This is a genomic window from Kribbella sp. NPDC043289, assembly GCF_056436705.1.
The window spans coordinates 1,879,517-1,901,811 of record NZ_JBWKCB010000001.1 but is presented as its reverse complement, the minus strand read 5'-3'; the positions used below and the strand labels follow the sequence as shown (position 1 = coordinate 1,901,811).

Annotated in this window: 14 protein-coding genes; 5 read left to right on the top strand and 9 right to left on the bottom strand. The window is 67.0% G+C overall.

Annotated elements, in window-relative coordinates:
• Window positions 1–3: 3 nt before the first annotated feature.
• Both AC0662_RS08985 and AC0662_RS08980 read right to left on the bottom strand, forming a co-directional pair.
• On the bottom strand, window positions 4–1,281 hold the full coding sequence (locus tag AC0662_RS08985; RefSeq protein WP_478299510.1) for an acetyl-CoA C-acetyltransferase: 1,278 nt from the start codon (window positions 1,279–1,281) through the stop codon (window positions 4–6).
• A complete protein-coding gene (locus tag AC0662_RS08980) occupies window positions 1,278–2,012 on the bottom strand; it encodes a TetR/AcrR family transcriptional regulator (protein ID WP_452196757.1) in 735 nt (244 codons plus the stop codon). Before AC0662_RS08980 ends, AC0662_RS08985 begins: the two co-directional genes overlap by 4 nt.
• 89 nt (window positions 2,013–2,101) lie before the next feature.
• Between AC0662_RS08980 and AC0662_RS08975 the strand changes: the two genes are divergently transcribed.
• A complete protein-coding gene (locus tag AC0662_RS08975; RefSeq protein ID WP_478299508.1) occupies window positions 2,102–3,451 on the top strand; it encodes an acyl-CoA dehydrogenase family protein in 1,350 nt (449 codons plus the stop codon).
• 755 nt (window positions 3,452–4,206) lie between these two features.
• Here AC0662_RS08975 and AC0662_RS08970 read toward each other — a convergent pair.
• Entirely contained in the window at window positions 4,207–5,181 is a 975-nt protein-coding gene (locus tag AC0662_RS08970; RefSeq protein ID WP_452196755.1) for a WD40/YVTN/BNR-like repeat-containing protein, read from the bottom strand.
• 726 nt (window positions 5,182–5,907) lie between these two features.
• Between AC0662_RS08970 and AC0662_RS08965 the strand changes: the two genes are divergently transcribed.
• Together AC0662_RS08965 and AC0662_RS08960 are read left to right on the top strand one after the other, a co-directional pair.
• Window positions 5,908–6,423, top strand: coding sequence for a DUF2231 domain-containing protein (locus AC0662_RS08965; RefSeq protein ID WP_478299506.1), 516 nt, complete (start codon window positions 5,908–5,910; stop codon window positions 6,421–6,423).
• Window positions 6,423–6,833, top strand: coding sequence for a hypothetical protein (locus tag AC0662_RS08960; protein WP_478299504.1), 411 nt, complete (start codon window positions 6,423–6,425; stop codon window positions 6,831–6,833). The genes AC0662_RS08965 and AC0662_RS08960 overlap by 1 nt, the downstream gene beginning before the upstream one ends.
• 4 nt (window positions 6,834–6,837) lie before the next feature.
• On the opposite strand, the gene AC0662_RS08955 is transcribed toward AC0662_RS08960, so the two are convergent.
• From AC0662_RS08955 to AC0662_RS08945, 3 genes are all read right to left on the bottom strand, one after another.
• Window positions 6,838–7,698 carry a hypothetical protein gene (locus AC0662_RS08955; protein WP_452196753.1) on the bottom strand — a complete coding sequence of 287 codons (861 nt, stop codon included), beginning with the start codon at window positions 7,696–7,698 and terminating at the stop codon, window positions 6,838–6,840.
• A complete protein-coding gene (locus AC0662_RS08950) occupies window positions 7,695–8,153 on the bottom strand; it encodes a hypothetical protein (RefSeq protein ID WP_478299502.1) in 459 nt (152 codons plus the stop codon). Before AC0662_RS08950 ends, AC0662_RS08955 begins: the two co-directional genes overlap by 4 nt.
• A gap of 133 nt (window positions 8,154–8,286) precedes the next feature.
• Window positions 8,287–9,450 (bottom strand): epoxide hydrolase family protein, encoded by a 1,164-nt coding sequence (locus AC0662_RS08945; RefSeq protein ID WP_478299500.1) that lies wholly within the window; start codon window positions 9,448–9,450, stop codon window positions 8,287–8,289.
• Window positions 9,451–9,550: 100 nt separating this feature from the next.
• Between AC0662_RS08945 and AC0662_RS08940 the strand changes: the two genes are divergently transcribed.
• Window positions 9,551–10,141, top strand: coding sequence for a TetR/AcrR family transcriptional regulator (locus tag AC0662_RS08940; RefSeq protein ID WP_478299498.1), 591 nt, complete (start codon window positions 9,551–9,553; stop codon window positions 10,139–10,141).
• A 377-nt stretch (window positions 10,142–10,518) separates the two neighbouring features.
• Window positions 10,519–13,596: an alkaline phosphatase family protein gene (locus AC0662_RS08935; protein WP_478299496.1), complete on the top strand. Its 3,078-nt coding sequence runs from the start codon at window positions 10,519–10,521 to the stop codon at window positions 13,594–13,596.
• A 117-nt stretch (window positions 13,597–13,713) separates the two neighbouring features.
• Here AC0662_RS08935 and recD read toward each other — a convergent pair whose 3' ends face one another.
• From recD to recC, 3 genes are read right to left on the bottom strand one after another with little or no spacing between them, the layout of a single operon-like run.
• The gene (gene recD / locus AC0662_RS08930) at window positions 13,714–15,513 is read right to left on the bottom strand and encodes an exodeoxyribonuclease V subunit alpha (RefSeq protein ID WP_478299494.1); all 1,800 of its coding nucleotides are present in this window, start codon (window positions 15,511–15,513) and stop codon (window positions 13,714–13,716) included.
• Window positions 15,510–18,809 carry a UvrD-helicase domain-containing protein gene (locus AC0662_RS08925; RefSeq protein ID WP_478299492.1) on the bottom strand — a complete coding sequence of 1,100 codons (3,300 nt, stop codon included), beginning with the start codon at window positions 18,807–18,809 and terminating at the stop codon, window positions 15,510–15,512. Before AC0662_RS08925 ends, recD begins: the two co-directional genes overlap by 4 nt.
• Complete coding sequence (gene recC, locus AC0662_RS08920; protein WP_478299490.1) at window positions 18,806–22,120, bottom strand: exodeoxyribonuclease V subunit gamma; 3,315 nt, start codon at window positions 22,118–22,120, stop codon at window positions 18,806–18,808. Before recC ends, AC0662_RS08925 begins: the two co-directional genes overlap by 4 nt.
• Window positions 22,121–22,295: the final 175 nt, after the last annotated feature.

Sequence of the window (22,295 nt, the reverse complement as noted above, 5' to 3'; positions counted from 1 at the left end):
CTCCTACTTCTCGAGGATGGCGACGACACCCTGGCCGCCCGCGGCGCAGATCGAGATCAGGCCGCGGCCGCCGCCGTTCTCGTCCAGTTGCTTGGCCAGCGCGGCGACGATCCGCCCACCGGTCGCCGCGAACGGATGACCCGCGGCCAGCGAGCTGCCGTTCACGTTCAGCTTGTCCCGATCGATCTCCCCGAGTGGCGCGTCGAGACCCAGTCGCTCCTTGCAGAAGATCGGGTCCTCCCACGCCTTCAGGGTGGACAGTACCTGGGAGGCGAAGGCTTCGTGGATCTCGTAGTAGTCGAAGTCCTGCAGAGTGAGACCGGCGCGGGCCAGCATCCGCGGTACGGCGTACGCGGGGGCCATCAGCAGACCCTCGGAACCCTTCACGTAGTCGACCGCTGCGGTCTGCGAGTGCGTCAGGTACGCGAGCGGGCGCAGACCGTGCTCGGCCGCCCACTCGTCGGTCGACAGCAGCACCGTCGACGCGCCATCGGTGAGCGGCGTCGAGTTCCCCGCGGTCATCGTCGCGGTCTCGCCCTTACCGAACACGGGCTTGAGCTTGGCGAGCTTGTCGATCGTGGTGTCCGGCCGGAGGTTCTGGTCCTTCTCGAGCCCGAGGTACGGAGTGATCAGGTCGTCCTGGAAACCCCGGTCGTACGCCTTCGCGAGGTTCACGTGGGACCGGTACGCGAGCTCGTCCTGCGCCTCCCGCGTGATGCCCCACTCGAGTGCCGTCAGCGCCGCGTGCTCACCCATCGACTTGCGGGTCCGCGGCTCGGCGTTCCGCGGGATCTCCGGTACGACGTCCTTCGGGCGCACCCGGGCGAGGACCTTCAGCCGGTCCGGGTACGTCTTCGCGCGGTTCAGGTCGAGCAGGACGTTGCGCAGCCGGTCGTTCACCGCGATCGGCGCGTCCGACGCGGTGTCGACACCACCCGCGATCCCGGCGTCGATCTGCCCGAGAGCGATCTTGTTCCCGACCAGGATCGCCGCCTCCAGCCCGGTGCCACAGGCCTGCTGGATGTCGTACGCCGGGGTGGTGGGCGCGAGCTTCGAGCCCAGGACGACCTCGCGCACCATGTTCCAGTCGCGGGCGTGTTTGAGGACCGCGCCGGCGACGACCTCACCCACCTCCTGGCCGCCGAGGCCGGTCCGGTCGACCAGACCGTTCAGCGCTGCGGTGAGCATGTCGGAGTTGGAGGCGTGCCGGTAGGTCTTGTCCTGCCGGGCGAACGGGATCCGGTTTCCGGCGACCACGGCCACCTTGCGCGGTTCGGTCACGATGTCTCTCCTGCTCTAGTGGAGCGGGTCTTCTTGGTTGTCAGTGCCTTTTGCCCCACCGCGGTGGCGAGGGTGGCAGTGATAGCGGTCGACCGGACGGTGCCGACATCGGCATGATGCACCACCGGGTGGCCAGGCCGGCTCCCCGACACGATCAACCCGACTCTTGCCATGTGCAACGATCCGAGCGTCTGCGTGTACAGGTGGTTGGCGAGGTAAGCGGTGTCCACCTCGTCGAACACGCCGGTGCGCTGGCCGGCCTCGAGAACTTTGGCGATGCGATCCAGTGCCGCCGCCATCGCCGTACCGAGTTTGACCATCACCGGCTCGGTGATCTCGCCGAACAGCTCCTCACCGCTCCTGCGCAGCAGGCTCATCGCGCAGTCGGTGAAGGCCGGGTAGGCGAGACAGAAGTCGACGAACGTCTCGCTCAGTGCCTTCAGCCGGTTGAGCGGCGCGCGGCGCGGGTTGTCGGCCGCGGCGAGTCGCTCGTCGAGCTCGCCGAGGTAGTCGACCAGGGTGAGCGCGAACAGCTCCTCCTTGCCGGCGAAGTGCCGGTAGATCAGCGCCTTGTTGATCCCGACCCGCTTGGCGATATCGTCGATCTGGGCGTCGATCGTGCCGCGCTCGTCGAACAGTTCACGGGTCGCGCGGATGATGTCCCGCTCCCGGTCGCGACGACGCTCCGCCGTGGTCCGGCGGCGTCCGATCGCGAGCAGCGCGGAGCTCATGCGTCGATCTTAGCCACAGTGGTGTCACCTGGTGCAAACGACGGTTACACTCGTCGGTAACATCGTAGGTTCACCGCTGGAGGATGTTGATGACGATGACCGATCCGAAGTCCTCGGTCTCGGCCGACGTGATGGCGCTGGCCGGCGAGCTCGGCGCCGAGCGGTCCCAGCCGGGCTGGAGCTCGTTCTCGCTCTCCCTGAACGACGAGCAGCGGGAGATCCGCGACTGGGCCCACAGCTTCGCCGCCGATGTGATCCGTCCGGCCGCCGCGGAGTGGGACGAGCGCGAGGAGACCCCCTGGCCGGTCATCCAGGAGGCCGCCAAGATCGGCCTGTACGGTCTCGACGCCAACATCAACCTCTTCATCGACCCGTCCGGGCTGCTGATGCCGCTCGTGCACGAGGAGCTCTTCTGGGGCGACGCCGGCATCGGCATGTCACTGAAGGGCACCGGTCTGGCATCATCCGCGATCTTCTCGAACGGTACGCCGGAGCAGTGGAGCCAATGGATGCCCCGGTGCTACGGCACGCCGGACGACGTACGCGTGGCCGCGTTCTGCTCGTCTGAGCCTGGCGCTGGGTCGGACGTGTCTGCGATCCGTACTCGGGCTGTGTATGACTCGGCGACCGATGAGTGGGTCATCAACGGGCAGAAGGCTTGGGCTACGAACGGTGGGATCGCGGACATCCACGTCGTCGTCGCTACGGTTGATCCTTCTCTCGGTACTAAGGGCCAGGCCGCGTTCGTCGTACCGCGGACTGAGGTTCGCGGGTTGGAGCAGGGGACGAAGCTGCGGAAGCACGGTCTGCGGGCATCGCACACCGCGGACGTGTTCTTCGACAACGTCCGCATCCCCGCCGCGAACGTCCTCGGCGGCAAGGAAAAACTCGACGAACGCCTAGCCCGAGCCCGCGAAGCCGCCGCCGCTCGAGCTGCTGGCGGGGCGTCCGGCTCGACCACTCGGAATGCCTCGATGGCCACCTTCGAGATGACCCGGCACATCGTCGGCGCGCAGGCGATCGGCATCGCGCGCGCGGCGTACGAATTCGCCCTCGACTACGCCAAGACCCGCGAACAGTTCGGCCGCCCGATCATCGACAACCAGGGCATCGCCTTCAAACTCGCCGACATGGCCATGGAAATCGACGCCGCCCGTCTCCTGGTCTGGCGCGCCGCCAACATGTCCGCCGCCCTGATGCGCGGCCAAACCCCCGACTACCGCAACGGCGAAGGCTCCATGGCCAAACTCAAAGCCGGCGAGGTAGCCGTCAAGGTCACCGAAGAAGCCATCCAAATCCTCGGCGGCAACGGCTACACCCGCGAGTACCCCGTAGAACGCATGCACCGAGACGCCAAAATCTACACAATCTTCGAAGGCACCTCAGAAATCCAACGCCTGGTAATCGCCCGAGCCATCTCGGGCATGCGCATCAGGTAAATAGCCCCCGCGTGCTCCGCAGGTGCTCCGGTCGCGCCGCTCCCTCCCGCACCTGCTCCGCGCGCTACCCACCCACCCCCGGCTCAGGCCGGAGCACCAGCTGCCGGCTGCCGCCGGCGCCCTGCGGGCTATCGCCAGCGAACGCTCGCTCCGCTCGCGGGCGACCGCCACGTACTACCGGCGCGCTCGGGATGGATGAACCCCGGGGGTGCGTCCCCCCAAGGCATCCGAGGAACGTGTTACCCAGGGTCAATCCGCGTGGCATGGGCCCGACACTTGGCGGGCTGATCCGGCGATCAATCGCCGGATTGCCTGCCGGGCACACGCCGGCCGGTCTTCGGCCTCATGATCAGACCCGGCCCTTTCGTACTGAACGCCTTGGTCTGCTCTGCCCTTCCGGATCCACTCGCCCCGCCGACCACCGCTTTCTCCCCACTGCTAAATCCGCATCCGTGAAGCACTCCCGTCGGCCTTCTCTGCCGGCCGTGTCCACAGATCCTTCGCAGAGGACATCGCACGGCGTCCCCGCTGTCGTCGAAATGCGGCGGCTCAACGGTCGAGGGAGTAGTCAGCGCAGCTGACGTGCCCGATCCGACCGTCCTGGGCGTCGACGACGGGTTCTGATTCCGCCCAGCTTCCTGCATCTCGCGTTGAATGGAAACCCGATCGAATTTCGCCAGGTGAGTGCGCGCGGCTCAACGCCTTTCGGAGGCGTCGGCGCGCAACACATCTCGACGACAGCCTCGCCGGCGCCGTCATTGCTTGAGTTCGGCGGCCATGAGGTCTTTCCCGACGGCCCAACAACCTGCATCACCGGCGCAGTTGATGCCGCGCAGGTCGGTCTGGTCGAAGAGCTGCCAGGTATGCCCGCCGTCGGTGGTGATGTCGCTGCCGGTGAAGCCAACGGCTACTGCGGTGTGGCTACCACTCGTCGGCACCGGGGCCATGTTGGTGCGGAATCCGTCCGGTGAACCGACTCGTGTCCATGTCGCGCCGCCATCGGCGGTCGCAGCGGCCACACTTGGACGGTTGGTGGAGGGGCTGCCGCCTCCAAGGGCCAAGCCGTGGTGGGTATCCCAGAACGCCAGTGAGGCGATGCCGAACTCCGCCGGCAGTCCGGGTATCGGGGTGCTGGCCACCGACCAGGTATGACCACGGTTGTTCGTGTGGAACACCCGCGAGTTGTCTGGTTCGGCCACGGTGCCGAACCAGGTGTCCTGAGGCCCTTTGGTGACCAGACTTGACCCGGTCGCTCGCACACCTTCGGTGGCCAGCGCCGGAGGCATTCCATTGCTGGGGGCAACTTGCCAGCTCTGTCCGGCGTCGTGAGTGTTCAGGATGCGGAATTTGCCGTTGACAGGATCGCTCACGGCGATGCCGTTGTTGTTGTCAAAGAACGCGATCCCATCGTAGAACGCGGCCGGGTCCTGGTTCTGGAACACCAGATTCCACGTTTGGCCACCGTCAGCGGTGCGATAGATCCTCGACTCATCGCCTGGACCGACCGCGACCGCGAGGGCGTTGTTTTTGTCGAACGCCTCGAGATCATGAAAAGCCAAATGCTCGGCGCCGGGAGGGGTGACGTCCTGCCAAGTGTCGCCCCCGTCGTCCGTACGGACGACGATTCCAGGACCGGAATCTTCGTCAGGGGCTTTGAAGCCACCGCAGGCCCACACAACCGCACGGTTGACGACGTCAATCCCGACCCAGCTCGGGGTGACGGTTCGCATGAGACGCCAGGACAGTGACATGGCTACTCCGATAAGTTCGGCCGGTGAGAGTCGCCGGCAGGATGTTGGATTGCTTGGCTCGGGAACAACCTGGCCGGCCGTTGAATCGTGAGCAGCAGGACTGCGAGCCTTGTGATCAGCTTTCGACGGTGTACCGAGGCCGCGCCGAGCGCCTCGATGTCGCTTCGCCGCACAACTGGGCATCGCCTGGAGACCTGATGGGTCGCTGTTGCTGGCCCTTCATCTCGGCGCTTATGTCGATGGTCTGAGTTGCGCCCGGGCGAACCGGCAACAAATAGACGGCCGACGAACAGAAGCCCGAGGTAGGGCCATCACGGAGCCACTGAAATCTGACTCAATCGGCCCGTGTGTTGCGCTGTTTGAGTACCGACGCCACCTAATCATGACGCTCCCCCCGGAGCGCGGACGGACTCGTCCGCTAATTTGAGCGGGCGCGGCGGGCTAGAGATCCGTCAATAGCGCGCTGCCGTTATCTAATACTCGTGAGTTGGGCGGCGACGCGGCCGGATGCTAACTCGGCGACCCATCAGATTTGCCCGGTTCTACCTCTGCGGCCATCGGCTCGAACGTTTGACTTTGGCCGCAGGCCGATGGGGGAGAACGGGGACCGCCGTCCATCGCGTCGAGTGAACCAGGATCCGTTCGCTGACGTATCAGTAGGTGCATGGCGAGCGTCGACGGCGATCGGGAGGCAGCGTGGAACCAATGCGACAGGCCAAGCGGCCCGTGACTGGACTCGCCGGCCCGTACGGCCACCCGCTGCACCCGGCCGTGGTCGCGATCCCCATCGGATGCTGGACGGCCAGCTTGGTGTTCGACCTGGGATCCCGTGTCGTCGCGGACGGCGCGTTCCTGGCGCGTGGTTCCAGTTGGCTGATCGCGCTCGGCGTGCTGGGGGCACTCGCGGCGGCATCGCTCGGACTCCTTGACTACTTCGCGATACCGCCTCGGACCCGGGCTTTCCGCACGGCCACGGTGCACATGTCGTTGAACCTCGGCGTGACTACGGCGTACTCCATCAGCTACGTCCTCCGGCGCAGCACCCCGCTGCACGTGGGCTGGGGGCTGATCGCATTGTCGTTGGTCAGCCTGACCGCCCTGGCGGTGTCGGGGTACCTCGGCGGCAAGCTCGCCTACAGGTACGGCGTCCGAGTCGCCGACGAAGGTACACAGCTCGAGGGGTACCGGGATTCCAGAACCATCAAGAGGGGGCAGACCTGATGGCCATTGCAGCTCTGGTGACCTGGGTGGTCACGGCAGGACTCGGATTCAGCATGCTGTACCGGTGGATCTCCAAGGGCGGCGTTCAGGCTGCCCGAAGTGGTGCGGTGCGCTCCGACGGATTCGCGCCTGGGCTGATCTTCGGCCACTTCGCGCTGGCGGCCGCAGGCTTGGTGCTGTGGATCGTCTACACGGTCGCCGACGTCGAGGCGCTGACCTGGGTGGCGTTCGTGTTCTTGATCGCGATCGCCGTTCTGGGTGATCTGATGTTCCTGCGGTGGCGCAAGGGGCCGGCATCGAGCACCGCTGAGTCGAGCCTGCCTCGGCCTGTCGTGTACATCCACGGTCTGTTCGCCGTGACGACGATCGTGCTGGTCCTGCTCACCGCTCTCGGCGTTGGTGAGAGTTGACGCATCAGGAACTCCGCACGGGCAACGGTGGTTCTTCCCTGCGGCTGATCGCCTTCGCAGGGAGCGTGACGAATTTCCCTAGGCGTTCCAAGGGTGCGAAGGCCAGCCAGCACACCACGGTTGGCAGGAAATGGATCCCGAGCATCGCGGTGTTCGCTGCATGGAAGCCCAGGAAGAAGAGTGCCGCGAGCAACAACCACCGTCCCTTCAGCCAGAGCACCGCCGGCGACAGCAACTCGCCGATGAAGCCGACCCATTGAAGGATGTGGAGGAGCCAGGGGTAGTCGAGCAATCTCTCGCCGACCGGGTTCGGGCGTCGGACGATCGCCCACGTCAGCACTGAACTGGTGGGCCAGGTGAACGCCCACCCCGCGCTGCGGATCTTGGCCAGTGCCGAAAGTGCGTACGTCGAGACAACGGCGAGCTGGATGCATTTCACAGCCCAACCCGCGATCTCGCTCGTCCGCAGATCGTCGTACCGAGCCTGGCCGGCAGTAGGGAGAACCCATAACGCCACGACGAGGGCGAGGTGGTCGTGGTCGACCTTGCCGTCGCTCATTCCGATCAGCACCCACCACGTGAACGCCGGCGCGACCGTCCAGCCGGCCAGGCGGGGGAGCCGGTTCGTTGCCCCGACGAGACAGGCCACGATCAGTACGACGTACAGCGTGTTGGTGAGCGGGACGCTCGGCCGGGGGAGGTCGAGGAGACGGGCGAGGAACAGCGGCTGGTACAGCTCCGGCGACCTGCCCTTCAACCTTGTGTCGTTGACGAACAGGTGGATGTCGAGGATGACGAACAGATAGAGGATGGTACGCAACCAGGCGATCCGGGCGATCGCGACCGGCGGGAGGAACCAGCTCACTTCTGCACCTGCCAGACGGCCAGCACCTTTGAGGCCGGGCGGCCGGAGACCCGGCCGTGCGCCAACGTGGTGGTATCGCGGACCAGTTCCAGCCGGACGTACTTCGGCTTGTCCGGGTGCTTGCGCGCCCAGTCGTCCGCGACGGACTGCAGGAGCGACGGGTCTGCCATGATCGCGCTGGTACGCGCCTCGATCTCGGCCCGTCGTATCCCGGCGCCGTTCGTGTCCAGCGGTACGTCGACTGTCGTGCCCGCGTCTGTACGCGCCACAACGCGGATGGAGTCGATCGAGGCGTTGCTCGGGATCGACATCGCATACTGCGACATCGGCCCGAACGGCCAGAGATCATCGGTACCGCGGACCGTGCCGTGGATCACCATCCCTAATCCTGTGACTACGACTCCCAGCCGGACAACGCGTCCCCATTTGCCCGCCCGCACCACCTCAGTGGTCATCGCCTACCCGCCCCTTCCCGGTCGCTCAACAGAGAGTTTCTCGCCGCGGGCGGGCTCACTTCTAGCGTTTCAGCCCCAGAAACCGGAGAAGGGACACCATGGACTCTCCCCCCGGCAGCGCGGGCTCACGGGATCACGAGCGGAGGGAGCGTAGGCCGGTGCGGATTTCGTTGACCAGGATCTCGGGCTGCTCCAGGGCTGCGAAGTGTCCGCCTGCGGCGGCCTCGCCGTAGTGGATCAGGTTGCTGTAGGTGTCTTCGATCCAGCTTCGTGGCAGGCGTGGGATGTCCTTCGGGAAGACGGTCACTGCGACTGGGAGCGTCAGTTTCGGGCCGGCGAAGGTGGCCGATCTGTTCTCCCAGTAGATGCGGGCGGACGAGGCTGCGCTGTTGGTGAACCAGTAGAGGGATATCGCGTCGAGCATGTCGTCCATGCTGAGGGTGTCCTCGGCGAGTCCGTGGTTGTCGGTCTTGGACTGGAATTTCTCGTAGATCCAGGCTGCTTGGCCGGCGGGAGAGTCCGCGAGGGCGAACCCGACTGTCTCGGGCTTCGTGCCCTGAAGGTGGTTCGAACCGCCGAGGTCGCCAGTGTAAAGAGCGAGAGTCTGCACGGCGTCGAGCTGTTCGGGCGACAAGGAGGCGGGCGTCTGTTCCGGGAAGGCGTACTGGGTGTTGAGGTGAATTCCCAGAAGCCCTTCAGGCTGCATTGCGCCGAGGGCGGTGGTGACTACGGCGCCCCAATCGCCTCCTTGCGCGGCCCATTCGGCGTACCCGAGACGCTTCATCAGCTGCGCCCAGGCGTTCGCGATGCGTGCCACGTTCCACCCGGTCTGCTTCGGCTTTTGGGAGAATCCGAACCCGGGGAGCGACGGGACGACGACGTCGAACGAGTCACTTACGTCGCCCCCGAACGAGACCGGATCGGTCAGTGGGCCGATCAGTTTCACGAACTCGGTAATCGAGCCCGGCCACCCGTGGGTGAGCAGCAGGGGCATTGCGCCGGGATTCTCGGATCTGACGTGGATGAAATGGATGTCCAGCCCATCGATCCTGGTGAGGAACTGCGGGAGCCTGTTGAGTTCGGACTCGAAGCGCCGCCAGTCATAGCCGGACTGCCAGTAGTCCACCAGCGATCTCGCGTTAGCTGTGCGAACACCCTGCGACCAGTCGTCCACGGTTTCGGGATCCGGCCATCGGGTCCTGGCCAGTCGCTGCTTCAAGTCGGCGATGTCGGAGTCCGGGATCGAGACGGTGAACGGGCGGACGAGAGCCGAGGTCGGCGGCGTCGATGGGGGCATTGCCTACTTCTCCTTCTCCTGTGCTTGGGAGCGGCGCACCTTTCATTGCACACTGATGTGCAATCTACTTCGTTGCACACTGGTGTGCAACACTGTGGTGATGGCCACCGAGTCTGCCCGGGCGCGCTCGATGAAGGAGACGCGCGATCGCATCCTTGACGTCTCTCTGGAGGTGCTGGGCGAGAATCCCGACGCTGGAATGGGGGACATCGCCGCCGCTGCTGGTGTTGTCCGCCGCACGGTCTACGGCCACTTCCCTACGCGTCTCGATCTCATCGGGACGCTCACGGAACGGGCCGTTGGCGAGATGACGGCCGTGCTCGCCGAAGTCGATGCATCCGGCGCGGGAGCGGACGTGGCGTGGGCTGAGTTCATCGCCCGCGTCTGGCCGGTGACGCACCGGTATCGAGTACTGCTGGCGCTGCGCCGGGGGGAGTACAGCGAGGCGATCCACGGCCTGCTCGGGCCGGTCGACGAGCTCCTTGCGCAGCTCGTGCGACGAGGACAGGACAGCCATGTGTTTGCACGGCATCTACCGGCAGACCTCTTGAGCCAGGTTGCCTATGGCGTGGTGTTCGCGATCGCGGACGGCGCCGTCGGCGCACGAGCGGCGACGATCACCAGCTTGCTGACTCTGGGACTTCCCGAGACGCAAGCAGTCGCCCTGGCCGGTCGCCAGGATCCGACCTGACCTGCAGGACCGACCAAACGCGGCGGGTCCTGGATGCGATGGGAACTCTCGGTTCCTGAGAACGCAGGCTTGTGCGGTCGTCTCAGGTTTCCCTTGCGTTCGTTCGGCTGCCAGAGCTGCGCCACGTGCTGTGCCTAGCTTCCTCCGCAGGTTCTGACCTGCGGGGGAGTCAGCGCAACGGATCGCCGTTGCGCGGCACAGACAACCAGCGGGGATCCATCGGACTCATTGGCAGGACGACAGCGCGGTCGAACTGCTTTCCAGCGGTCGCTCGGAAGGATCAGTCAATGCGAGTAACACGTCAACGGCGTGTGAAGGTGCGCTCCAGCCTTCTCACGCGGCGTAAGGGCCGGATACCGCTCCTCGTGGTAGCCGGTTTGGCTGCCGTCGCCTCCGGCACCACCGCGTTCGCGCAGACCACGCAGTTCGGCATCGAGCATGTTGGTCAGACCACCGATCAGGGCCAGGTCGTTTCCGACAACCAGTACATCAAGCCGATCGGTCAGCGGCTGGTTCTCCCGTACGGCAAGATCATGTCGTCCTCGGTCAGCCCGGACGGGACGCACCTCGCGGCCTCGCTCACCGACGGCGGGCAGGTGCTCGCGATCGTGGACCTGAAGAACTACAAGGTGCAGCAGTACGCCGGTAACAACGCGCAGTCGGATCTCCGGGTCAGCGGCGGCGACGTCGGCCAGGAAGGCCCGACGTACTCGCCGGACGGTGCGCAGCTCTGGCTGGGCCGGATCGACGGGTTCACGAAGTTCACCGTGAACCCGGACGGCAGTCTCGCCAACCCGACGAACATCACCATCGCGGCACAGGGCTCGAAGCATGCGCTGTCGGGCGCGCCGGTGTTCTCGGCCGACGGCAAGACCGTGTACGTCGCCGTCAACGGCCAGAACCGGGTGATCGCGCTCGACGCGGCGACCGGCGCGATCCAGCAGAGCTGGCCCGTGGGCATCGCCCCGCGCGGAATGGTCGAGGTCGGTGACAAGCTGTACGTCAGCAACGAGGGCGGCCGCCAGGCGAAGCCGATGCCCGGTAGCCTGCTCGACCAGGTCGGCGCAGTCACCGCGAGCGGCGAGAACCCGCCGAACGAGGTTGCTGTGAACCTCAAGGACCACGATCCGTCGACCAAGTGGCTGTCGAAGCAGCCGACCGGGTCGGTGACCTACCAGCTGGCCAAGCCGGCGGCGGTCGTGCACTACTCGTTGACCTCGGCGAACGACTCGCCGGGCCGCGACCCCAAGGACTTCACCCTGCAAGGGTCGAACGACGGCACCAGGTGGACCGACCTGGACAAGCGCACCGACCAGCGCTTCGACTCGCGGTACATCACGAACAGCTACACGCTCAAGAACACCACGGCGTACGGCTACTACCGGCTGAACGTCACCGCGAACTACGGTGACCCGCTCCTGCAGCTCAGCGGCTGGGACATCAGCACCACGACCACGCGGGCCGAGACCACGATGAACTCGTACGGCACCGCCGTACCGGCCGATCCGTTCACCGGTTCCTCCACCACCGGCACGGTCAGCGTTGTTGACCTGGCGAACCCGGCAGCCGCTGCGACGAGTATCGATGTGGGTCTTCACCCGACCTCTGTCTACGCTAAGAACGGTGCGGTGTTCGTCACAAATACCGCCACCAACAGCGTGTCGGTGATCGACGCGTCCAAGGACAAGGTCGTTCAGACCATCGCCACTCAGCCGTGGCCGGAGGCCTCCGTGGGCTACGAGCCCACCGCGGTGACCCTGACCGACAACGGCCGTCTGCTGGTGACGCTCGGGCGCGCCAACGCGGTCGCCGTCTACCGGTACAAGAGCCCGCTGGAGCCGGTCAGCTACATCGGCCTGCTCCCGACGGACTACTTCCCATCGGAGATCACCACCGCGGGCGGCAACGTGGTCGTCTCCAACACCCGTGGTATCGATGCCTTGCGCAACAGCAGCAACCACACCACGCACGACACGACCTCGAGCCTGCAGCAGTTCAAGCTGCCGGACGACGGTGTCATCAGGACCTACACGCAGCAGGTCTTCAAGCAGAACGGCTGGACGCCGAACTCGGTGCAGAAGGCAACGGGCAACGGCGCCAAGCCGGTCGCGGTACCGGTCAAGCTCGGCGACCCTTCGACGATCAAGCATGTTTTCCTGCTGGTCAAGGAGAACCGGACCTACGACCAGGTGTACGGCGACATGCCCGAAGGCAACGGTGACCCGGCGCTGACGCAGTACGGCGAGAACGTGACGCCCAACCAGCACGCGCTGGCCAGGCAGTTCGGGCTTTACGACAACACCTACGACATCGGTACGAACTCGGCCGAGGGCCACAGCTGGCTGATGCAGGCCGACGACCCGGAGTACACCGAGTCGACGGCCGGCGAGTACCAGCGAAGCTACGATTCCTACAACGACGTACTCGGCCACCAGAAGAGCGGCTTCCTCTGGACCGGCGCCGAGGCGGCGGGCAAGACCGCGCGGGACTTCGGCGAGTACCAGATGCAGATGAACAACAAACCGGCTGCGGCAAGCTGGCAGAACCTGTATTGCGACACGAAGAACATGGCGGCGAACCCGAACCAGAGCACCGCGTACCCGATGTACTCGAACGTCGACATCCCGTCGCTCAACGACATCTCGGTCCACGGCTACCCGGGTGGCGACCTAAGCATCCCGGACATCTACCGGTACGAGATCTGGAAACGGGACTTCGAGAAGAACGGCCCGGCCAACCTGAACATGTTCTGGTTCCCCAACGACCACACCGGCGGTGGGCCGACCGGTCCCGCCCAGGTCGCGGACAACGACCTCGCCGTCGGCAAGGTCGTCGACGAGATCTCGCACAGCAAGTACTGGAAGGACTCCGCGATCTTCGTGGTCGAGGACGACTCCCAGGCCGGCGTGGACCACGTCGACGGCCACCGTGCCCCGATCCAGATCATCAGCCCGTACGCGCAGCACGGAACCGTCGACAGCCATTACTACTCCCAGATCACGCTGATCCGTACGATCGAGCAGATCCTCGGGATCCACCCGATGAACCAGAAGGACAGCGCCGCTACTCCGATGCGTGCGGCGTTCACCGACAAACCCGACTACACGCCGTTCACCGTGCTGCCCAACCGGACCCCGCTGACCCAGGGGCTGTCGACACTGCCGACCTGCGGCGCGGACACCCCGGCAGCGCAGGATCCGAACGCCGCGCCCGCGCCGACGGGCAAGGTTGCCGCGCCCAACCAAGCGGTCGCCGCGCAATGGGAGGCGTGGAAAGCGAAGCAGCCCTTCACGGGAGACAACGCCAAGGTCGACTCCGTCCACCCCGAGCAGATGAACCGCTTCTCGTGGTACGAGGCGCACGAGTTCGCCAAACCCTACCCAGGTGACACGAGGATCTACGCGCCGGACGAGGTCCCAGGCGCCTACATCCCAGGCGCCGACAGCGACGGCTGACCCACCCGACCGAAACACCAGGACGGCCCGCCACCCCGGCGGGCCGTCCGGCCGGCCGCCACAGTCTCTGCTCAGCAGGGCCCCACAATGGCGTCCGAGTGCGAACACGCACCTTGATCATTGGGGAGCGCCAGCGGAATCGTCATCCGCGCGGCGTCGTGCGAGGCGCTGACGTAGGCCGGTGGCTCGGAGCGCACGGTGGTCGAGGGCCATACGAACCGTGGCCTCGGATCCGACGATGCGGACCTGGTCCTGGGCGCGGGTGACGGCGGTGTAGAAGAGTTCGCGGGTGAGCAGTCGAGAGTCTTCGCCGGGCAGCAGCACCGTCACTTCGGCGGCCTGGCTGCCTTGGGCTTTGTGGATCGTCATCGCGTGCATGGTGTCGACGTTGCCGAGGCGACCGGGGGAGAAGTCGAGGCGGCCGCGAGTACTGTCGATGTAGACGCGCAGGGAGCCGTCCGGTCGTCGCACGGTGACGCCTAACTCGCCGTTGTAAATGCCGAGGCCGTAGTCGTTGGCGGTGACCAGGATTGGCCGGCCGACATACCAGTTGTCCCAGAGCGGGTCTTCAGTCTCCTCGGTGATCCAGCGCTCGATGGTCCGGTTCCAGTGGGTGACGCCCCAGGGGCCGTCGCGGTGGGCGCAGAGCAGGCGGTGGCGTTGGAGTGCGGCCAAGGCGGCATCGGCGTCGCCGGCGTCGGCAGCTTCCCGGATCGCGAGTGCGTCAGGGAGCAGCGCGGATCGCAGTACCTCTCGCGGGTCTTCGTCCTCGATGAACGTGACCCGTTCGCCACCGCCGCGGAGTACGGCGAGGACATCGTCCGGGCGATTCTCATGGACTGCGAGCGCCAGGTCGCCGATCTCGCTGCCGAACCGGTGGGATGTGCGCAGCTCGGCTGCCTGCGTGTGTCCGCCGGCGACCAGTCCTTCGACCAGGTCTGCAAGGACGGCACCGGCTTCGATAGAGGCGAGCTGGTCGGGATCGCCCACAAGGATCAGCCGGGCGTCGGGCCTTACGGCCTCCAACAGGCGGGCCATCATCGTCAGCGAAACCATGGAGGTTTCGTCGACGACAACGATGTCGTGCGGTAGCCGGTTGTCGCGGTTGTGGCGGAACCGGGTCGACGAGTCCGGGCGCCGGCCGAGCAGCATGTGCAGGGTACGCGCGTGGAAGTCGCCCAGCCGTGCAGTGTCCACGTCGGAGAGGCGATTGCGTATCTCGCCGCGGACCGCTTCCTCCAGCCGAGCTGCGGCCTTGCCGGTCGGTGCGGTCAGCGCGATCCACGGCTGGCGTTGGCCGGCCTTCTCCGCCTGCTCGGCGAGCAATGCCAGGAGGGCTGCCACGGTGGTGGTCTTGCCGGTGCCCGGACCGCCGGTGAGTACGGTCGTCCATTGCCTCGCGGCGGTCTCCGCTGCGATCCGTTGCTCGTCGTACGACGTACCGGGGAAGAGCCGGCTGAGTCCTGCCTGCAGTGCATCCTCGTCTGCGATCGCCGGCGCCGGTTGGGCGGATCGGCGGCGCAGATCCTGTTCGACCTGTTCTTCCTCTCGCCAGTACCGATCGAAGTAGAGGAGAGTGCCTTCGAGCCGAAGCGGCTGCGGTGCGGCGAGCAGTGAGCTGGCTGCGACGGCCGCCAGCCACTGGTCGGGGTCGGGCCAGTCCAGGTCGGCGCCGTCCGGGCCGACCTCCTCACGGATCTCGGTGAGGTCGAGACAGACGGAGCCCGCGCGCACTGCCCGGACGACCAGCGCGCACGCGAGGGCGACCGATTCGTCCGTTTCGCCCAGCATCGACGTCAGCCGAGTCGCGACGTGGACGTCGGCAGCGACCAGCACTCCGGCCTGGTTGAAGTCGCGCAACCTCCCGGCAGCGGTGAGCGCCAGCGAGACGTCGAACTCGTCGACGGTCGTCGTCACAAGGTCCTCCCGTCGAGCAGGTCTGACAGCTCGATGACCAGGGCGGGCGGCACTGGCCAGCTGAAAACGCCGGCCGGGTGGTCGTCCTGGACCGGAGTGTCCGGGCCGCACATTCCTCGTAGGTAAAGGTAGATGACCCCACCGAGATGGAGGTTGGGGTCGTACGCCGGCAGTCGCCACCGCAGGTACCGGTGCACGACGACCGAGTACAGCAAGGCCTGCAGGGGATAGTCGGAGTGCAGCATTGCGGCTGCGAGCTGCTCGCGTCCGTAGTCCGCTGAGGTGGCCGGCTGCTCGGGGTCGCCGAGTCGGTTGGTCTTGTAGTCGACCACGACGAAGCGGTGGCTGTCGCCGTGCGGGATCCGCAGTACGACGTCGATCGAGCCGGAGAGGTAGCCGCGCAGGCTCTGTCGGCCGAGCAGGGGTTGTTCGAGGCGATCGGCGTACGCGACGAGCGGGTCGGCCGCCGGAAGGTGACGGCGCAGCAGCGGCGCGACATCGGCCAGGCGTACGTCGGCGCCGACGGCCAGATCGCCCCCGGCGAGTGGAATCTCGAACTCCAGCTCCCGGAGCCGGTCGCTCAGGCCGAGGGCACCGAGGGTCAGTCCGGGTGCCAGCGGTCCGAGTGGCGTGGTGTGCAAGGGCAGCAAGGCTTCCGCCAGGACGTCCGGCGCCGCCTCGACCCGCCACATGTGCAGTTGTTCACGGACCCATCGGGCCAGCTCGGCGTGGAGATCAGGTGCCTGCGGGTCGGCGTTTTCGAGCACAGCGTGCACCAGCGAACCGAAGGTTGCCCCGACCGGAAGCCCTTCCATCGGAGACGGCAGCGCCTCGCCAGGTACGACGCCCGGCGCAGGCAGAGAGTCGATCGACTCGTCCTCCAGCCCGCCGTCCTCGTGCTCGCTGGCCACGCCGCTGACCTGCTGCTCGGCGGCGCGGATCAGCCCTGAGTACGACGTACGACGCCAGGCAAGATCGACCTCGCGGGAGAACGACGCGACTGTCAGCCCGCGCGGCAGCTCCGCCGCCACGGGCTCGAGACGCTCGCCGATCACTGACTCCTCCACGACTGGTCCACCGGCCTGCTGCCAGCGCCGAAGCCAGACGAGCACGTCGTCATCCGAGGTCGCCCGCGGCAAGCTCTCGGGGACTACTGGATCGCCCTGTTTGCGACCACGCATCAGCCGCGAGAGGCCGCCGTTGATCTCATCCCACGAAGGCGCCCACCAGGCGATCACCTGGGACTGCGCACGAGTCAGAGCGACGTACGTGAGCCGGATGTCGTCACCGGCGACCTCGGTCCGCCAGCGCTGCTCGTTGGCCTTGTAGCCGCTGTGCTTCCGACCACCGATGTCGAGACTTCGTACGCCGTTCTCGTGGAACAGCAGGAGTTCCTCGTCGTCGAAGATATGGCGGTTGAAGCCGAACGGGAGGTAGACGACGGGGTACTGCAGGCCTTTGCTCACCCAGACGGTCATGATCTGAACGGCCGCGGCGTCGCTGTCGAGCCGCCGCGTGCGTTCGGTCGTTTGTCCCTTGCCTCCGTGCTCGGCACGCAACCAGTCGAGCAACGCGGGCAGGCCGAACCGCTCGCGATGTGCGGTCTCGTGCAGAAGTTCGGCGAGGTGCGCGAGGTCGGTCATGTCCCGCTCGCCGGCCCGCCAGGCCAGCACCCGCTCTGACATCCCGCTGAGTTGCGCGGCCTCGAACACAGCAGCGACTCCGCGCGTCCGCAAGTGGTCGGTCCAGGCGCGCAGCGTGTGGCCGATCCGGTCCGTGAGCTCGTCACCACCGGCGTGCAGGCTCTCCGCGGTCTCACCGAAGAACATGGTGGTCGCCGCGGCACGGACCAGACCGGAGCGGTGCGGTTGCTCGAACGCCTCGAGGAGACACAACCAGTCCTTGGCGGCCTGCGAGGCGAAGATGTCGAGGTCGCCGGAGTAGACCGCGGGGATCCCGGCGGCGGCGAGTGCCTCGCGACAGGCCCGGGCGTCCTTGTGTGCCTCGACGATCACGGCAATGTCACCCGCGCGCAAGGGGCGATCCTCGTACGTCGCTCGGGCTGACAGCAACCGACCGATATCCGCGGCCAGGTCGCGGGCGATGTGGTCGCGCAGGTCGTCCATCGGGATGCTCTTGCGGGCGGCCGAGCCGAACTGTTCCCGACGGGCAACCCGCAGCCGGAACGGCGCGTCGGACGGCGCACCGGCGAGCCGGCGGCCCTGGTGATGCGCGGCGATCTTGTGGACGATGATGTCGTCGTGGCCGAGCCGGGCATCGCCCAGCACGACCTGGAGGCAGTCAACGAGCGGTTGGTCGCTGCGCCAGTTGATGTCGAGGGTGCGGCGCTCACCAGCAGTTCCAGCGGCCGTGAGGTACGTCGCGATGTCACCGCCGCGGAAGGCGTAGATGGCCTGTTTCGGATCACCGATCAGCACCAGCGTGCTGTGCCCGTTGAACGCGGCGTCGACCACCTTCCACTGCACCGGATCGGTGTCCTGGAACTCGTCGACCATGACCACCGACCAGCGGCGTTGCATTCGCTGACGCGCGGGCGCTGCGGGGTCCTTCAGCGCATCGGCAAGCCGCGTCAGCAGGTCGTCGTACCCGAGGATGCCGAGGCGGCGTTTACGGTGCTCCATCTCGGTCAGAACGGCTCGCGCGAAGTCGACGCGGACGCTCTCGGGTGAGCCGACGGCGGGCGTCACGGGTACCAGCCGGGTATGCGGGTTGCCGACGACCTTGGTGGCGATCTCGAGAGCGACGGCTCGGGTGATCGGCGGTGGCTGCGCGGAGCTGCCGAATTTCGCCAGGTACAGGTCGTCGACAACCTCGGCGACGAGCGGTCCGAGGTCGTCGACGAGGGTGACGCCGGCGTCGGTATCACCGGCGACGCCGAGTGAGCGCAGGACGAGCTGGCAGAACTGGTGGGTCGTCGCGATGGTCGCGGCGTCGAAGTTGGCGAGCGCGTCGCGGAGCCTGCTTCGGCGTTCGGCAACCTCTTCCGCGTTGCCGCGCGCGAGGTAGCCGAGCAGACCGCTGTCATCGGCGAATCGTTCCGGGGCAGCCGTGGCCCGTTCGGCCTCCAGCAGTTGAGTGCGCACCCGGTCCCGGAGTTCCTGGCTCGCTGCCCGGCCGAAGGTGATCAGTAGCATCTCGTCGAGCCGGGCGACGCCTTCTGCGACGTACCGGGTGACCAATCCGGCGAGCGCGTAGGTCTTTCCGGTGCCGGCACTGGCTTCCAGCACGGTGGTGCCTGTGGGCAGTGGACCGAGCAGATCGAACGACTCGATCATGGCGCCCCCTGCTCGAAGCGCAGCATCGGTCCCCAGAGCCGGGCAGCGTAGGCCCCGAGCCGGGTCGACTCGCCTGGCTGCTCTTCACCTGGGCGCGTCGGTTGCAGCAACACGTTCAGCAACGTGTTGGGGCCCCAGACGCGGACATGAGCAGGATCGGCGTTCTCGCCGTCATAGCTCGACGGGCGCCACCGGCGGCCCGCGGCAATCGCGGGGTCATCGTGGGTCCGGCGCGCCTGGTACCAGGCGTACGACGTCTTGAGCGGCAACGGCAACGGTTCCCGGCGGCCCGCGTCGTAGATCGCGACCAGATCAGCGAGCAGCGCACCCGCCTCCGCACCGACCGGGCCGAAGAGCCGGACCGCGGGGGCGTGGCCACGTGCGGCTCGGCCGATGACGATGCTTGTCCAGTTGTGGTCCTCGTCGTTGGCGGACAGCGCGAGCAGCTGCACCCACGCGCTCAGCAACTGCTTGGCATCGAGACGCGAGTAGGTGACCGACACCAGCCGGTACGCGTACAGGCCGGGGACGGTGCCGGTGAGGCGGCGGCCGTTGCCGAGGTCAACATCCACGTCGAACGCCCGCGGGGTGCCCTGGCGATGCGGATGGGCGCCGACCGCGAGCCCGCGCGCGGCGTCACGGATCTCGGTCGCCGTCCGCCAGCCGAGTCGGCCGGGCGGCAGCGTTCCACGCCGCCACTCGGCGTTGAGCGCGACGTCGGGGTGGATGCCGGCCAGCATGTCGCGCAGCATCCGGTCGCCGACGGACCATTTCTCCAGGTTGTCGATCTCCACCGGCATCGCGTCCGCCACCTCGTCGACTTCCCAGGGCAAGGTCAGATCCAGCGCGCGGAAGAATCCTTTCACCGGATCACGGAGGAAGGCCAGCAGGTCCGCGAGTGCCACGTCGTCGCCCGCGGCCAAGGACAGCGGACCGGACAGGAACTCCGGCCGCGGCGGTCGGGATCCCGCCACGGCTCGCCCGGCGACCAGCGCGATCGGGTCGAACGTGAAGGGACCCGGCCGGCCGAGCCGACCCGGCTCCAGGTTCTTGTCGTCGAAGGGCTGCAGTGGATGCCTGATCAGGACCGAGTCCCGAACGTTCGACTCGGTGCAGCCGTCGAGAGCGTCGAGCAACTCGCCCAGCGGCACAGCAGGCGGCCGCGGCTGACCGGAATACTCGTTCGAACCCGTGTAGGTGATCACCAGAGACTCACCGGCGGCGAGGATCGCATCGAGCATGAGCTGGCGGTCCTCGCTGCGAACGTCGCGTTCGCCGGTGACGGGGCACCTTGCCAGTACGTCGTCGCCGTCCGCGAGACCGAAGCGCGGGAAGACGCCGTCGTCGAGACCCAGCAGGCAGACCACCCGGTGTGGGACCGACCGCATCGGCACCATCGTGCAGACGGTCAACGTGCCGGTACGGAAGTTGGCGCGGGTCGGTCGGCCGGTCAGATGAGCGGACAACAACGCCCGGACGTCGGGCAGCCTGAGCGCCGTACCGGCGAGGCTGCCGGCATCGGCGGCAACGCTCGCGAACTCGCGCTGGACCTGGCCGCTCTGCCAGGTGTCGTCGGGGCCGACCCGGGTCAGCTGCTCAATGCCGGCGCGGAGTGTGTCGAGCCAGTCGGCGAGTGGCCGGGCGCCGTCCAGACGATTCGCGATCACCTGCAGGCGATCCACGTACTCCGCAAATCGGCCGGCGAGATCGATCCGGGTGCTGCCTACGTCGTCCAGTGGAAGCGCAGTGTCGATCCAGGCATGCGCATCGGCAGACATCGTCACGCCACTGACCACCCGGTCGACGCCGAAACGCCAGGTGTTCTGCGGGTAGTCGGCCAGGCCGAACTGCTGCCGGTCGGTGCGGTCGAACGCCCACCGGACGCCCGAGTCGCGGACCCAGGCGGTAATGGTGGCAAGGTCGTCATCGGTGAACCGGAACCGGAGACGGACCGGGTCGGCCTGGGCGAGGTCGAGCACCTGGTTGGCGGTGGCCCTGCTCCCAGCGATATCGAGCAACTGGGACGCGATCCCGAGCAGCGGATTCGTCTGCGTCAACGACCGGTCCGCCAGCTGCACCCGGAGTCGGTGCGCGGGATGACTGGACCCGCCGAGGTCACCAAGCCCGAATCGAGCCGTGATCAGCGGTGCGTAGGTCTCGATGTCGGGACACATGACGAGAATGTCGCGGGGCTCAAGCGTCGGATCGGCCTGGAGCATCCCGAGCAGGACGTCACGTAGTACGTCGACCTGCCGGGCAGCGCCGTGACAAGCGTGCACCTGGACGCTCCGATCGTCCGCCGCCAAGCTCCGACCGGCGGGGGAGACGGTGTTGTCGCGCAGATCCTGCTGCAGCCAACCCAGCAAAGTGTCCGGTGCCGGTGGCGGCGCGGAGTGCTCGTCGACAGGCGACGTCGTCGCGAGCGTCAACTGCAGCTCGCGGCTGTCTCGTCCAAGGGTGGCCAGCAGCGGCTGGTCAGCCTCCTGATGACTCTTGTCGAGCGATCGATCACCTGTCGTGATCCCGGCGAGCTTGAGGCGTTCCCACAGCGCACCGCTGGGATGCGGCAGCCACAGGTGTACGTCGCGATTCTCAGCCAGCGCGGAGAGCAGTTCGACCTCCGTAACCGGGAGCCGGGTGTGCCCGAACAGCGACAGACGTTCCGGAAGATCGAACGACTTCGGCTGATCGCGGAGCTCGGTGAGCGTCTCCGTGTGCCGCACGGACGGTGGTGGCGCATCGATTCGGTCGGCCATTCGTCGCCAGAGCTCGGGCTGCCACGCGAGGTCGTCGTCGACTGCTGCTCCGCGTCCGTCGGTGTTGCGTCCTTCGGTCCAGTCGGCGAGCAGCGTCGGCCGCTGAACGGCGTACGCAGCGAAGAGCCGTGCCAGCCGTGCCGCGACCGCATACCGCCGGCCGTGGCGCAGCTCGGCCTCGGTCCCCGTCTCGAAATGGCCGAGGTGCCGCGCGACCGGCTCGCACCACACCTCGTCAAGGGACTCATCCAGTACGGCGAGCAGAGGCCAAGCCATGGCCTCAGCCGCCCACGGGTCGTCGTCGCCGAGTCCCAGCACCGCGGACACCAGGGACCGCGGCGAGATGAAACGGACCCCAGCGCACACCCCGTCACCACCTGCCGGTGCGGCACCCAGCCGATGCGCGAGCCGCTGCGACAGCCAACGCTCCACGCCCCGAGCTGGGACAACGACGAGTTCTTCGGCGAACGGATCGGCCAGCGGCTCTGCGAGCAGCTCACCCAGTCCGCGCGCGAGCACGTCCGTGCGCTCCGAGCGGTGCAGGTAAAGGGCCATCGTGGCAGCATCCCACGCCCCACCGACGCATCGTGGGACGCACTCAGAGAGCACGCCCCGACTAGCCCGCCAGCGAAGTCGCGTGCCTCCAGCGGCCATGCCGTCGGGTAGGGAGCATCGGCCCGGATGCGCCTACACGGTGGGAGTCACCACCAACGCGGCACACAGCTGCCGC

Bases quoted from the DNA above. Each gene is read 5' to 3' on its own strand.
- AC0662_RS08925 (WP_478299492.1), bottom strand. From the start codon at position 18,809: ATGATCGAGTCGTTCGATCTGCTCGGTCCACTGCCCACAGGCACCACC.
- AC0662_RS08975 (WP_478299508.1), top strand. From the start codon at position 2,102: ATGACGATGACCGATCCGAAGTCCTCGGTCTCGGCCGACGTGATGGCG.
- recC (WP_478299490.1), bottom strand. From the start codon at position 22,120: ATGGCCCTTTACCTGCACCGCTCGGAGCGCACGGACGTGCTCGCGCGC.
- AC0662_RS08965 (WP_478299506.1), top strand. From the start codon at position 5,908: ATGCGACAGGCCAAGCGGCCCGTGACTGGACTCGCCGGCCCGTACGGC.
- AC0662_RS08945 (WP_478299500.1), bottom strand. From the start codon at position 9,450: ATGCCCCCATCGACGCCGCCGACCTCGGCTCTCGTCCGCCCGTTCACC.
- AC0662_RS08970 (WP_452196755.1), bottom strand. From the start codon at position 5,181: ATGCGAACCGTCACCCCGAGCTGGGTCGGGATTGACGTCGTCAACCGT.
- AC0662_RS08940 (WP_478299498.1), top strand. From the start codon at position 9,551: ATGGCCACCGAGTCTGCCCGGGCGCGCTCGATGAAGGAGACGCGCGAT.
- AC0662_RS08980 (WP_452196757.1), bottom strand. From the start codon at position 2,012: ATGAGCTCCGCGCTGCTCGCGATCGGACGCCGCCGGACCACGGCGGAG.
- AC0662_RS08960 (WP_478299504.1), top strand. From the start codon at position 6,423: ATGGCCATTGCAGCTCTGGTGACCTGGGTGGTCACGGCAGGACTCGGA.
- AC0662_RS08950 (WP_478299502.1), bottom strand. From the start codon at position 8,153: ATGACCACTGAGGTGGTGCGGGCGGGCAAATGGGGACGCGTTGTCCGG.